At 66.1% G+C, this 13183-nt stretch carries 9 protein-coding genes and 3 pseudogenes; 7 read left to right on the top strand and 5 right to left on the bottom strand.

Going from position 1 to position 13183, the window contains the following annotated elements:
- The first annotated feature begins 366 nt into the window (after nt 1–366).
- Both PH190_RS14765 and PH190_RS14770 read left to right on the top strand, forming a co-directional pair.
- The gene (locus tag PH190_RS14765) at nt 367–702 is read left to right on the top strand and encodes a hypothetical protein (protein WP_274232288.1); all 336 of its coding nucleotides are present in this window, start codon (nt 367–369) and stop codon (nt 700–702) included.
- Nucleotides 703–927: 225 nt separating this feature from the next.
- Nucleotides 928–1650 (top strand): annotated as a pseudogene (locus PH190_RS14770) (ATP-dependent DNA ligase); the annotation flags it as partial.
- A 2051-nt stretch (nt 1651–3701) separates the two neighbouring features.
- Here PH190_RS14770 and PH190_RS14775 read toward each other — a convergent pair.
- Both PH190_RS14775 and PH190_RS14780 read right to left on the bottom strand, forming a co-directional pair.
- Nucleotides 3702–4454: a hypothetical protein gene (locus PH190_RS14775; RefSeq protein ID WP_274232289.1), complete on the bottom strand. Its 753-nt coding sequence runs from the start codon at nt 4452–4454 to the stop codon at nt 3702–3704.
- Nucleotides 4455–4565: 111 nt separating this feature from the next.
- Nucleotides 4566–6785 carry a hypothetical protein gene (locus tag PH190_RS14780; protein WP_274232290.1) on the bottom strand — a complete coding sequence of 740 codons (2220 nt, stop codon included), beginning with the start codon at nt 6783–6785 and terminating at the stop codon, nt 4566–4568.
- A gap of 174 nt (nt 6786–6959) precedes the next feature.
- On the opposite strand from PH190_RS14780, the gene PH190_RS14785 reads away from it, so the two are divergent.
- Both PH190_RS14785 and PH190_RS14790 read left to right on the top strand, forming a co-directional pair.
- Entirely contained in the window at nt 6960–7760 is an 801-nt protein-coding gene (locus PH190_RS14785; protein ID WP_274232291.1) for a hypothetical protein, read from the top strand.
- Between the two features lie 217 nt (nt 7761–7977).
- Nucleotides 7978–8781 carry a hypothetical protein gene (locus PH190_RS14790; protein WP_274232292.1) on the top strand — a complete coding sequence of 268 codons (804 nt, stop codon included), beginning with the start codon at nt 7978–7980 and terminating at the stop codon, nt 8779–8781.
- Nucleotides 8782–8884: 103 nt separating this feature from the next.
- On the opposite strand, the pseudogene PH190_RS30815 reads toward PH190_RS14790, so the two are convergent.
- From PH190_RS30815 to PH190_RS14800, 3 genes and pseudogenes are all read right to left on the bottom strand, one after another.
- Nucleotides 8885–9055 (bottom strand): annotated as a pseudogene (locus PH190_RS30815) (hypothetical protein); the annotation flags it as partial.
- Between the two features lie 37 nt (nt 9056–9092).
- Nucleotides 9093–9962 carry a hypothetical protein gene (locus tag PH190_RS14795; protein ID WP_274232293.1) on the bottom strand — a complete coding sequence of 290 codons (870 nt, stop codon included), beginning with the start codon at nt 9960–9962 and terminating at the stop codon, nt 9093–9095.
- 128 nt (nt 9963–10090) lie between these two features.
- Nucleotides 10091–10633 (bottom strand): annotated as a pseudogene (locus PH190_RS14800) (putative PEP-binding protein); the annotation flags it as partial.
- A 191-nt stretch (nt 10634–10824) separates the two neighbouring features.
- On the opposite strand from PH190_RS14800, the gene PH190_RS14805 reads away from it, so the two are divergent.
- The 3 genes from PH190_RS14805 (at nt 10825) to PH190_RS14815 (ending at nt 12323) form a co-directional block, all read left to right on the top strand.
- Nucleotides 10825–10980 carry a hypothetical protein gene (locus PH190_RS14805; RefSeq protein WP_274232294.1) on the top strand — a complete coding sequence of 52 codons (156 nt, stop codon included), beginning with the start codon at nt 10825–10827 and terminating at the stop codon, nt 10978–10980.
- A gap of 59 nt (nt 10981–11039) precedes the next feature.
- Nucleotides 11040–11165: a uracil-DNA glycosylase family protein gene (locus PH190_RS14810; protein ID WP_274232295.1), complete on the top strand. Its 126-nt coding sequence runs from the start codon at nt 11040–11042 to the stop codon at nt 11163–11165.
- Between the two features lie 285 nt (nt 11166–11450).
- On the top strand, nt 11451–12323 hold the full coding sequence (locus PH190_RS14815; protein ID WP_274232296.1) for a thermonuclease family protein: 873 nt from the start codon (nt 11451–11453) through the stop codon (nt 12321–12323).
- Nucleotides 12324–13183 lie beyond the last annotated feature (860 nt).

Raw genomic sequence — 13183 nt, forward strand, 5'->3', positions numbered from 1 at the left:
ACTGCCCACGACGGGAACGACCCACCCCGGGGTTGACATGGGGTTGTCAAGGGCCAGCCGGAGGCTGGTCGCGCAGCGACGCGTGGCGCCCTTGACCGTGAGGAACGGCCCGATCAAGCTCCCGGGGCCCTCCAGCGCCGGCCGCCGCGCAGCGGCGTCGATCTCGCGCCGCAGGCGCCCCGGCCGCCCGGCCATGAGGAGCGCCGCGCGGGCGGCGCGTACCGGCCAACAGGCGGGCCCGCTTCGGCGACAGGTGGGCCTGCGGGCAGGGGCCGGGACGCCCGTGTCGGCCGGCCGAGCCACGCTGGGGGCGTTCCGCGCTTCCCCCGCGGACGGGCCCCCTTCCGTCCTGTCCAGGAGGTGCTTGTGGTCCAGCCCGCCGAGCTCCGGTGCCGGGAGCAGCCCCGGCTCGAGGCCGAGCAGATGATCGAAGCCGCCGAGGTGGTGCGCCGGCGCGGGCCGGGCGGGTTCGCCGGGCTGGACCGCGAGTCGGCCGACGCGCTGGGCGCGTTGCTGGAGACCCTCGCCGAGGACTGGCGCGAGCGCCCGACATCACCGCGGGTGTGGGAGCACGCTGCCCGCGCCGCGGAGCGCTTGGTGCACGACCCGATCCGCGAGCCAGCTCCACAGTTCCCCGGCCCGCTGCCCGCCGGCTACGAGAGCCCGGTCAAGCGCCGGAACGTCACCGACCATCCGCTGTAGCGCGACCGCAATGCACGATCGGCCAGTGTCTGCGCTTCTGCGCGATGTCCACACCTCCAAGACGCTTCGTCGCCGTGCCCTACGTCCACCGCTCGTTCGGCGCAGATAGCTCCACGACCGGCGCAGTTCGGCGACCCTCGGTGAGAATCTCGCGGTGGTCGAGAAGGTCGCGGTGATGCTCTCGCGGCCGGTCGACGTCCTCCGCCCACCGAGGGGCCGTGGGCCTACGAGCCCAAGCTCGACGACTTCCGCTGCCTGCTGTCGATCAGCGAGTTCGGCGACGAGCGCCTCGACTCGCGCCGCGCCAAGCCACTTGGGCGCTACTTCCCCGAGGTCGTGGCAGCCGCCCGGCTCCTGCCGCCCGGGCTGACCCTCGACGGGGAGCTCGTCATCGCCCAGGCCGATGGCGTGCATTTCGCGGCGCTGCAGCAGCGCCTGCGTCATTCGGCCCCTGCGGGCGCGGCAATGCTCGCCGCCGAGGTGCCGGCGGCCCTGGTCGCTTTCGACATCCTGGAGCACGACGGCCGCGACCTGCGTGCGGCGTCGTACGACGAGCGCCGTCAGGTGCTCGAGGACGTCCTGCTCGAGGCGCCCCGCGGCGTGGGGCTGATGCCCATGACCACCGACCCGGACGCGGCCGGCGCCTGGTTGCATGACCAGCCGCCCGGCATCGAGGGCGTCGTCGCGAAACGCCGTGACCAGCGGTACCGCCCCGGCGTCCGCGGCTGGCAGAATTGCGGGCCCGCAGCACGACCGAGGCCGTCATCGGCGGCGTGTTCGGCACCCTCGATCAGCCAGAAGCTCTGGTTCTCGGCCGCGATCGGCGTGACCGGCTCCGGGTCGTCGGGCGGACGAGCCCGCTGCCGCTGGCCGCGCGCGCGGAGCTGCGGCGACTGCTGCGACCGCATGTCTCGAAGAGGTGGGACCTGGAGACAATCTTGCCCTTGAGCGCCGCCGGCCACTGCGTAGTCACCAAAGCACGACAGCCGCGTGGACCTGACGCTGCTGGGCGGCTCGCGGCACCGGCTCCTTCGAGCTCAGCGCGGACGCGTGGGCCGGTCCCGGACGTCGTCCCGGGGGGAGGGACCGGCACCGTCACGATGGCAGCTCGACCACCGTCGCTCGGCGGTGGCGTCGAGGGAACGCCGCAGGGCCGTGCGCGTGCCCTCGCCACCGTCGGCGGTCAGGTGCTGGCTCGACGGGGCCACGGAGGTAGCTGTGAACCAGGAAAGGAGAACAGCCATCTCACGCTCGTGATCGACCTTCCCCTCCCCGATCCTGGTCTCCGCGGCACGGCGAAGCTCGTCCGTCCAGGGCGTTACCGACGGCAGCAGGGTCGGCGGAGCACTGGGAGGGCCATCCGTCGACATAGCCGCACGACCCTCTCGCTCGCCGGCCTCCACGACGATTGGAAGGGCCCGCCGCCCATCCCGCCAGCCGTGATAGCCGTCCGCGAGCCGCTCAACCGCACCGTAGTGAAGCGCCCGCGCGGGGGGAGCCGTCCAACAATCGAGCGTCGCGCGCGAGTTGAACTCGGTGGTCTGGTCCTCGAGTGGGGCCTGAGAGATTGGGCTGGGCATCGGCAAGGAGGGGGTCCCGAACCGGCCCCTACGTCTCCTCGACCAAAACGCGGGCAGCCTCCTCCGGTGAGGACTCTGTCGCGCTCGATGAGCACCTCGTTATAAGCCCGACCTGTGCCTGGTCAGCGCAGCACGCTCGCCTGTTCTGTGGTCAGCGGTGACTCAGGCATTCGGAGCACGTCGGGAGCCAGAGCCAAGCAGCATCAGCACCTATCCGCTAGAGGCTCTGCGCCGCGCTCGCCCTTGTAGCCACATGGGTTCGCAGAGTGAGTCACACGGTTGGCAAACATGGCGCCTCGAACAGAGTATTGACTCCTCGAGTGGGCGCGCGCGACCGTGGGCCCTGGCATAATAGCCGCCATCTCCGGAGGAGTACTCATGTCTGGTGCCGATTACTAGGGAGAGCTCATCCGGGAACGCGCAGAGACGCGGCAGGGCGATGAAGCAGAGGCGCGCCGTATCTACGAGCAGCGCAGGCGTCTTGAGGACGACGCTCGCCAGAAGACGGTCGACCGCCGGAAGTAGACGCCCCTGCGGCCCTCGCCCGAGAAGTATGCGTGCCGTTCCGTATAGAGGTCGAGAGTGGCTCCGACGGGCATGTCGGTACGCCTCGACAGAAGTCGGCCCCGAGGCGGGCTTGGCGTTTGACTGCAGCGGGATCCTCGACGCCGCTGCCCACCGGGGCCACGAGCAAGGGCGACGTCGGAGTAAGAGCGGGACACCCGACGACCCAGCCTGGGGTACGACGGCCACGTCGCCCGAATCCGGGCCGGCGACGTAAATCGCCGACCGCATCCACCCCCGCGGCGCGCCGTACTGCGATACGTCTAACTCAAGGACATCGAGCTCGGACTAACGAAACTTCTTCAGTCAATGCCCGAGTTCCTAGCAGCACCTCTGTCAAGCTGCCGCGAGCAAGCGCGCCCCGTCAGTGTGCGGCGGCCCCCTGATGGTGACGCCAGCAGTCCGACTTCATCGGCCCTACCCCCCGGAACGGACGTCGGCAACGTCGCTGAGTTCGACGGCAACGCTCCCCGCCTGACCGACGTGGCCGTGCTCAGCCGGCTCCCCATCACCCACGTCCGGTCCTACCAGCATCTGCTCGAACCCGGCGACGACGACACCGTGTTCTCGCTCGCCGAAGCACGGAGGTACCTGAACTTGAGGAAGCACTGGAGACGATGATCGAAGCCGTGCGGGTTATCTGGTTCCGGACGTAGCCGAAGGCCCCGTCCGAACAGCTCTGCACTGCCTCGCCGCTCGGACCACGAGCGCCACAGCACCCACCGTCCCAGGGCGACTTTCAGTCTCGGGCGTGGGAAAGGAGCGTACGCTCGGGCAACGCCACGATGCCGGTCAAGAAGAATGTAGCCGAAGGTGTTGTTTGGGCTGTAGCGAACCATCATCGCGCGCAGCCGTTCACGACGGCACCGCCCCGACCAGGGCCTTCTTCTCCAAGTAGTAGGCACTCGCTGCCTTCGATATGCTCCTGACGAAGTAGGCGTTGATGCCCGCACCAAAGACAGGGCCCGCAAACGGCAAAAATCCCGCGACACTCTTTGATGTCAGCTTCGCGGCAATCTTGGGCCCGAGCTTCGTTGCCGCTTTCTCGACGAGCTTCGTTGTCGCATTGCCCGCGAGCCCACCCGCCACTGTGCCAGCACTCTTTGCCGCACTCTTGAGGCCGAGCTTCGTGACGCCAGCACTTGCGGCAACCGATGCCCCTGTACCTGCCAACTTGCCCGCAACTCCAGCTACTCCGTACTGTGAGATGCCAACAGCCAGAGGCACAGCTAGTGCCCCCACGGCGACTCCTGCTCCAATAGCTTCAGGCAGCTCATTCTCGGTCAGCGATCCCGCCCACAGCGCTAAAATGACAGCAAAGTCGTACTTGCCCTCGACTTTACAGCCGTATATCTGTCCGATACCCCAACTACAGAATGACATCTTGTACATTAAGAAGGCCAAGTCGGCGGCCAAAGCCGGCAAGTGGAGACCCGGTACGGCCGCGGCCGCACCGCCTGCTGCTCCTGCCTGAGATGCTTGCCAGGCTACCCATGCCTTCTTCGACTTGAAGTTCTGAGCCGCTCGAATGGCAGTCTGAGGATCTCCAGACATAGCGTTGAACGCATCTGTGATCAGGTTCGATGGTATGCGCAATTCTCTGGCCATGTCATCGCCTAGAAGTTCGGTCCTACATGTCGTCAGCGCGTCGTAGCGTCGTGCACAAGGGCTCGTTAGCTGCTACCGTTCGAGCTTTCACTCTAGACCAGCGGCTGCCGATCACTTGGCGAGGCAGTTCGTTTCCAATACCTGCGCAGGATACAGGTCCACATTAGGCGGTCGAGAGCGAACGAGCGTCTGCACATGCTGCCTCACGGCACGATCATCGCCGGAAGAGCCGGCAATCGATGCATTGAGTGCTAGCTCTGCGAGCTCCGCCTCCTCACTGCCATAGACCGCGAATGCACGCCGAGCAGAGCCCGCCGCTACCGCCGCAGCGTCATAATCCCGCTCCGAAAGATGCGCGCACGCCAAATTGAGCAGGCACAAACCTTCGATACGCGAGTCACCTATGGCGATGCCGCCTTCTTGACTGCCACGGGTGAACCAGTAGATGGCATCATCGAAAGCTCCTTCCCCGAGGCGTGCCAAACCCATCCCGTTGTAAACGTAGCCCAAGGCCTCGAGGACGCCGGCCCTCTCATAGTGAGCAGCCGCGCTCGCACCATGCTCATAGGCCTCCGCCCACTGCTCGCCCGCGATGGCGACCATCTCGCGCAGGTCATGGAGGCGACCCAGGGACTCGTCGTTGTTCAGCTCTAGCTCTGACCCAATTGTCTCGGAGATGTCGCCTGCCTCGGCGACCTCGCCTCCGGACGCATGGGCCAGGCCCAGCACCAGTAGTGTGTGGAAGCGCCAGCGAACATCGCCGAGGCGCCCGAACTTTGTAGCCGCTACACGGAGCACCACGGCTGCCTCCGCCAGACGGTACATACGACGATATACATCACCAAGTGCCATCAAGGCCTGTGCTGCCTCGCGACTCTCTTCTACTTCGAGCTCGGCGCGCAATGGCTCGAGGAGTGCAATGCACTCACTCTCTGGACCCTCGATAAGCCTGACGAACGCCGCCGCTGGAAGCACCACTCGCTCCCTCGCGGCAATCGGGCCGAGGTCGTCGACCATCTGCGACACCGACCTGACCGAGCCGTGCCAGACAAGAAATTGCCATACACGAGCTAGGATGGAGGTTCCTTCAGAAAGGTCGCCAGCGCGAATCCTGTGATCGAATTCTCTACGATGTGCGTTAAGATCCTCGGGGGATGTCCATTCCGACGGCTTTACCTGCCGCGCAGAATGCCACTCGGCGATTCTTCGGTGAACCTTGTTGTGCAGCTCTGGATCGCCCCGTAGCCGCGCGTCGAGAAGGTCGGAATCAAGAGGATGAAGTTCCCAAACACGCTCCCTGCGGTCGAACGAAACGAGGTGGCGCCGTGCCAGCGCCGAAAGTACTGGCGGCACGTCGAGGTGGGGAGCGAAAGGCTTCAGCGTCCACTCGACGGTCTCGGTCGAGGTCGGCCGACGCCGAGCGCTCAACGTCATCAACACCAGTGTCTCGTCGTCATTTAGGGTCTCGTGCTGGTCATGGACCAGTCCTGCGACGATGTCGGGCCGCTCTGCGAAATTGTTCACTAGCTCGTCAAAGCTTGGTAGCGTCAAATAGTCGTGCTCAAGTGCACCCACCACGAGCTCCATCGCTCGCGGAACCCCGTGCAGTTTCTCGGCGGCGGCCGCGAGCTTCTGTTCGCTAGCGTCACGAATGCCAAGTGTTGCGTTGGGGTCGAGTTCACGCATGAACTCGACCGCCTCGTCGGTCGGTAAGCCGTCATCCAAAGACATAATTAGATTGTTACGTTGGAGCCCTGACTCCAACCGCAGGGGTATGCGAGATGTCACAAGCACACGAGGGTGTGCATCTGAGCGGAATAAGGCGTCGAGGAATTCCGAGAGGTCGGTACTCGCAGGCCGACCCTCGTCGGTGAGTACGTCTTCCAGGTTGTCGAGCAGGACGATGTAGACGGCCCCAGCCATCTCGTCGAAGAGCCGTTGGAGTTTTTCGATGGTTCCGGGTAGGTGTGACCAATACGTTCGAAGCCTTGCCGCCGTGTCTGCCGTGAAGAGTCGAGTACAGTTGAAGTAGATTGTCTCGAGGGAGAAGCCGTCGCGTCGAACACTGATGTAGGCGAGGCCAGCGACGGGAAGACGCTCGTCTGTGTGGGGCCAAACGTCTTTCTCCAGGCCGGCCAGCACGCGCGCCGCGAGTGCACTCTTCCCAATTCCACGACGCCCGACAAGGGTGAGCAGACGAGCCTGGTGCGAAGCGAGTACTCGCCCGATCTCCTCTCGGTAGGATTTCCGATCACGGAAACCGTCGAGGTTGAACGACACTCGTGAGCCAACGACCTTGTTGCCCAGTTGGACCGGGCGTGCTTGATCCATCTTGACTGAGCTCCATTCGTTGACGACGAGGTCGTGGTCACGGACAATCTGACCCCTCGCGTGAGCCGAGGACAAGGGGGCATTCAGGTGCTGCAGACGGTCCGTCGCCTCCTTCGCGCGCCGTTACGTGCCAATCACGGACTGTACTGGGTTGGTGGCGGCACCCTCGTAGGCTTGCTCCTCATCGCCTCGGGTTGGCTTTATGAAGATAGCTCGTACCTTTCCAATCTCTTGCTCCAGGTTGGCTCCGCGTTCCTGCTCGTTGTTCCGCTTGCCGCCCTCGGTCGCCTGTTTGAGAAGCGATTGCAGAAGACTGAGGAGCGCTCGATCAGCAATTCCCAAGACCTACGGGAACTCGACTCCACCGTGGGTCGGAACCTCGTTTATCGCGAAGGGGTTCACGTAGACCATGGAGACGGTGGATTCGAGGCGCCAACGGCCGTGCTCCGAGATCAGGTCCTAGACGCGATGAAGTCGGGGATTTTGGCGAGCGACGGCGTGCTCGTCGAGCGGAGAAGCTCAGGGGAAGAAGTGTGGCTTAGCGGGGGCGACGACAACCTAGTCCTACGCAGACTGGCTCCTTCTGGACAGGAGGTTGGGCGCGCGACCTGGTCCGATGACGACCCGCTTCCTCCTTGGACGATGCTCGACCCGCAACTCGCGGACGATCACGCGATCTCCTACGGCTACGACCAGGACCTCAACTCCAGGTTGCAGAAGCTTGTGAAGGTCGTCCGACATGGCTTGTCAGGTGCCGAGTACGGGTATCTCGAGAATCTGGTCGAAGTCGTCAACGAACAATGGGCCTTGACCAAGGATGGCCTTCGCAGTCTCGATCGTTACTACTTCATACCGCTCTCGAGATTGCTCGACACGCACGAAGATTGGCGCGCATACATGGGTACTAGGGGATGGGTCAACTGGAAGAAGTTCGATGAGGCCTTCTCGGCGGCAGAGCGCTACTACGATCGCTAGAGGCAATCGTGCGAGCACTTCCCGTACAATTCTCAGAAAGCTCCGCGGTCGTACGTCGCGGCGACGCACGGAAGGCGTTGCGTGCGCGCGACATAGAACCGGTTGCCTACCGCCGCGGCCGGACCTGGGCCACAGTCTTCGTCGGGCTGGGCATCCCCTTCGGGTGACGTGAGGTCGCCCGGCTTGAGCTGCACTTCGCCACGATCGAACGTACGGCATGACCAATCAGCCTCCCGAGTCCTTCCTTGGCCTCAGCGCGCTGCGCAGAACGGAGGGTTGGGCGCCAGCAATCGAAGAGCTCCGGGCCCGCTGGGAAGCCAACGCCGACGAGGCTCGTGCCAACGCGGAAGCGGTAGGTGCCCGCAACCACGGCCGGCGGGGCCGCATGGTGCTGGAGGTCGTGCTCTCTCGACAGCGTCGATACGACACCCGAATCCGCGGGATGCTGACGACCTGGCTCTCGCGGATCGAGGACCTCCATCAGAAGGCAACCATGGCCTGGGTCGCTGACCATCCCGAGTCGTTCCGAGACCTTGCCTCCCGTCAGGGCGAAACGAGCACCGTCATCAACGTGGCCTCTGCGCTGCTGCGCTACGGGCGCGATCACGACATCGCAGATGAAGACAGCGCCTCACAGGCGTGGGCACGCGGCACCGCTGGGCTGGAGCTCGCCTGGCGGCTAGACCCCTACGTCGGAGCAGTGAGCGGAATCGGGCCAGCCCTCTTCGCCTACACCCGCATGCTGTGCGGCCAGGACACAATCAAGCCCGACGCCCGCATCCTGCGGCAGCTCTCAGCTCTGGGACTCACACCGCCGCGACCAGCGCTCCTGCAGCCTTCGTCGCCGCGGGTGCGGCCGCCCATGAACTCGGGATCAGCGTTCTCGAGCTCGACCAGTTGCTCTGGTACGCAGCTTCGTGATGCGCGCCATCCGCTCTCAGGGCGCTCCGGTCTGGCGACGTACCTGGGGGCGTTATCGGACCTGACCCGCAGTTCGTCTCACGGCGCAGTACAGACTTAGCGGCCCACCGATGTTCCAAGTCGCGCTGATGCCCGACGTTGAGCGGCGAGAAGGGTCGACCGAGTACTGAGTACTCACGTGCGGCGCAGGTGTCGTACCAGTGAAGGCGTTCCCCGCTTCCCGGGCCGGTGAGCGGGTTGACGAGGTCGACCCCGAGAGCTGAGAGAGGTTCCGCAATCGCATCAACATACTTCCGACCCGCGTAGATTTCGACGGTCACGTCGCGGAGAGGACCCGCAAGTTCGGCCAGCCGATCGAAGGACTTGTTCCCGGTCGGCCACCGGTGACGGGGTGTGCTCGTGGGCTGATCGTCACTGCTGCCCGACGGCGTGCTGCCGGATCCGGGGGCGGCTGTTCTGCCACAGGTCCTCGAAGTGGCGGTCGGCGAGCTGCGCGAGGGTCCGGCCGCCGGGTTCCTCGGGGGTCAGCCGCAGTCGCAGGAACGGGGCGTGCACGGCCATCTGCTTGCGCCAGAACAGTCTCAGCAGGATGACGTCGTCGTAGCCGATGAGGTACACGACCGGGTTGCCGTCGTAGAGCCGGGTCTCCACGGCCTCCAGCGCTGGGCTGGTCTCACAGTTCCAGTCCCAGTTCTGCAGCTCGGCGCGGATCTGGTCGGTCGCGAAGGACGACGCCTTGCCAAGCTCGGCGCTGCGCTGGGCGGCGTGGTCGGAGTCCGGGTCGAGGAGGAGCAGACGCGCCGTCGCCCCCTTCGTGACGGCGCCCTTGAGCGCCTCGGCCAGGTCGTTGCCCGGCCCCGTCCAGCTCGCGAGGACCCGGACCGACGTCGCCCTGCGCACCTCCTCGGTCCACGAGGTGCGCGCGAGGTTCGGCGACGCGTCGGCGACGCCCACCTCCGCCAGCCGGGTCTCGAGCTCCGCGTCGCGGGTGACCGCGTCGGCGACGCTCCGCGCCAGGCTGCCCGTGCTGACGGCCTGGTGGACAGCGGTGATCTTCGTGTCGAGGTCCTCGAGCCGGGTGATCCGCTCGATCAGCCCGGTGATCGCCAGCAGCGCGAGCAGGCCGATCGTGATCCCGACCAGGGTGTTCTGGGAGAAGTCCCGGAAGAACTGCGCCACGAACACCACGAGGCCGACCACCGCGGTGGCGATCTCGAAGTACAGCCCGATCCGCCGTTTCAGGTGGCGCCCGAGCGCCCGCACGAAGTCAGCCGTCGACATCGGTCCCCCCTCGCCCCGCGACGAGCATGGCGCCCGAGCACGACCGCGAGGAACGAGTGCCACCCTGACGGCCCAGGGACCGGGACGAGCCGTCGCCGCCCGGTTCCGCGGGGTGACGACGAGGGCGCTCAGCGCAGCAGCTCCCGCACCGCGCGGGCGTCGGGACACGCCAGGGCCGCGGCCGCCAGCCCCCGCGCCCGGGCCAGGTCGACGTCCCGCACCGCCTGCTTGACGACGCCCACGGCGGCGGGGGCCGCCGACAGCTCGCGCACCCCCAATCCCAGGAGCAGGGCGGCGGCCTGCTCGTCGCCGGCCACCTCGCCGCACACCGCGACGAGCGCGTGGTCACCGGCCCCCGCGGCGGTCGCCGCGATTAGCGCGAGCACCCCGGGGTCGAGGGCGTCGGCGAGCGCGGCGACCGCGTCGTTGCCGCGCTCGGCGGCCAGGGCGTACTGGGGCAGGTCGTTGGTGCCGATCGAGAGAAAGTCGACCATTGGCGCTAATGCGGCCGCCTTGAGCGCCGCCGCCGGGACCTCGACCATGATCCCCACCCGAAGGTCGGCGGGCCGTCCCCGGCCGCCGGCGTCGATCGCGGTGTCGAGCGCGCCGCGGGCGGCGACGAGCTCGTCGACCGTGCTGACCATCGGGAACATGACGTCGACCGGGTGGTCGTGGGCGACCCGGACGGCCGGTTCATCGACGGCGTGCGTGCCCCGGGCCCCTCAGACGTAGACATCGAGCTCGATTGCTCGCGAAGGGTAATCAGCCGGCTCGTCGCAGTCGAGCGGGCTTTCACGGCGCGGCCAGCGATCGGCACGCGAGCTGGCATCTGCGGGTACGGCACCATGCCGGGATCCGACGCATGGCCCACGCCTCCTTCAGAGCCGAGCAGGAAGCCGGGCGGTACGCCGAGCACGTCCGCCCGATCAACGAGCTCGTCGACGAACTCAGCGGCACCGAGCGCCGGTGGCTGCCCCACGTGCGCCCGCGCACGGTGGGACCGGCGCGCGCGTCCTGACGGTGCTGCGCGACCCGGGCCCGAAGACGCAGCGAGGTGTCGGCAGCGGGTTCCGATGCGTGGAGAACGACGACCAGACCGCGCAGACGCAGATGGAGCTGATGAGCGCCGCCGGCCTGGACATCACCGACATCACGCCCCGGAACGCCTACCCCTGGTACATCATTCGGGTTTCGAGTCCCTGACGGACCATCGCCGCACGGCCCGGCCTCTTGACAACAACGCAGTTCGACGACGGTCTGTGAGACCAGGAGAAGACCGCGCGGAGCCTCGACGGGTGCGAGCCGCCGAACGGGGCACGACCCTGGCCTGACGTCACGGAGGGTGGCAGCCTGCCGCCCGGGGGCTGCTCGACGGGACGTTGGGCCCCGCTCGCGCCGACGGCGCCCCCTCTCCGCGGGGCCTCTCGCCGAGAAACCACGTGTGCGTCGGCATCGAGCTCGACCACCCGTCAGCGGAAAGGGCTATTAATGACCGACATCGCGCTGGGGTACACGCCCAACACCAGGCGGGTGTACGACGCACCACTACTGCGCGGTGTCGACGGCGACACGGTCAACATCGATCAGGCAGTACGCATGGTTTCCATCGACACACCTGAAACCCACCTCGGCGGCTCTGCTCCTACCGCGCAAGCCACCCTCGACCGATGCCGACAGCGACTCGAGAACGGCGACTACGACGCCATCGACGAAGTCCTGCGCGAACATCTCATCGAGCGGCTCGTTACTAACGCAGCGGCCAAGCACCTCGGCGCCGGCGCCCGCGCCGGCCAGGAGTTCGCCCGGATGCGCGCCGAGAGACTGGTCATCGACCCCACCACCGGCGTCGGCAAGGTCGGCATCGTCGTCAGCGGAGAGGTCATCGAAGAGAACGGGCGTCTGCTGGCCTACGTCACTCCCTGGCTCAAAGCGCCCCTCCCGCACCCTGACGACCCGCGCCGACGGACCTTCAACCTCCAGCTGATCGAGACCGGCTGGGCCGCGTTCTTCCCGATCTACCCGTCCCTGCCCCGCGACGCCGACCTCAACCGCGCCGTCCGTGCGGCCGAAGACGCCTGGGAACGAAAGCTCGGCGTCTGGGACGAGTTCGGTCAGGACGTCCTGCTCGGCTACGAGTATCGTGCCTGCCTCAAACTCGGCGCCGCCGATCCACCCAACGGACCCGCCCCTACGCCCGCAGAACGTATCGCCCAAGCCTTCCGACGCGTCTGCATCGACGTGCGCGACCGGACGATCCTCGGACTCTTCGGCTACCACCAGATCGACCCACCCTATCGGCTTTGGACCTGGCAGGACGACCTCGACGAAGCCCGCACCGTCCTCAACCTCCGCGGTGCCTAATCGGCTGACCCGAGCGCAAACAACGAGCACGCCGAGGAGTGCGCCGAAGGGTGTATTGGCTGCAGGAAAGAGCCTGTCGGTGCCCCTGTCGATCCACGCTGACTCGTGAGGAAGCTAGGAGAATGTCAAACTACGCACCGCTCATGCAAGCGCTTCTGTGGATAGCATTGCTTGTCACGGTGGCGGTCATCTTCCGCTCCGACGTCCGCCACTACGACACGCACTCACGCATCGGCTTGGAAAAGAGGGCCAGGTCAAAATCGGCCCGGTCGAGCTGGGTGAGCTACGGCGAGATGTCCAAGACGTTGCAGAGGGGATCTCGGATCTCGACAGGCGGGTTACGAGGGCCGTAGCTGGCGATGGCAGATGGGATGTACAGGAATCTAGAGAAACTTGACCAGAGTGGCGGGTCTGGCAAGTATCGGATGAACGCAGGTCTTGAGAGGAAGCTCCGCTACTTGCGAGACCTTGGCTACATAGACACGACAACTCCGATCCGAGATATACCAGAAGAAGGGTCACAACTCTCCTCTCATGTGAGGATCACTGAGAGAGGACATACATACGTGGAATTGCGGCGCTCTTTCAAGAACGAGTCACGAGTAGAGCCACGGAGGGTTGCTCGACCTGCACAGCCCCCCGGTCCTACCGCGATGCCCAGTCGAGGCGCAGCTCGGCGTGCACTCGGCGGGCGCCGTTAGGTGCCGAACGAGATAGGTGGATCGCCTGGACCTGCTCGGTGAGCCATGCGTGGCGACCACCCGCACAGCTGGCGCCGACATCGTCCTGAGCGGCCGAGCGCCGCAGACACGACTAGGAGAGCTCCGACTCGGAAGCGGATCTGCGCCACCGGGTTAGCA

The organism is Actinomycetospora straminea (assembly GCF_028737255.1).
Taxonomy (GTDB): Bacteria; Actinomycetota; Actinomycetes; order Mycobacteriales; family Pseudonocardiaceae; genus Actinomycetospora; species Actinomycetospora straminea.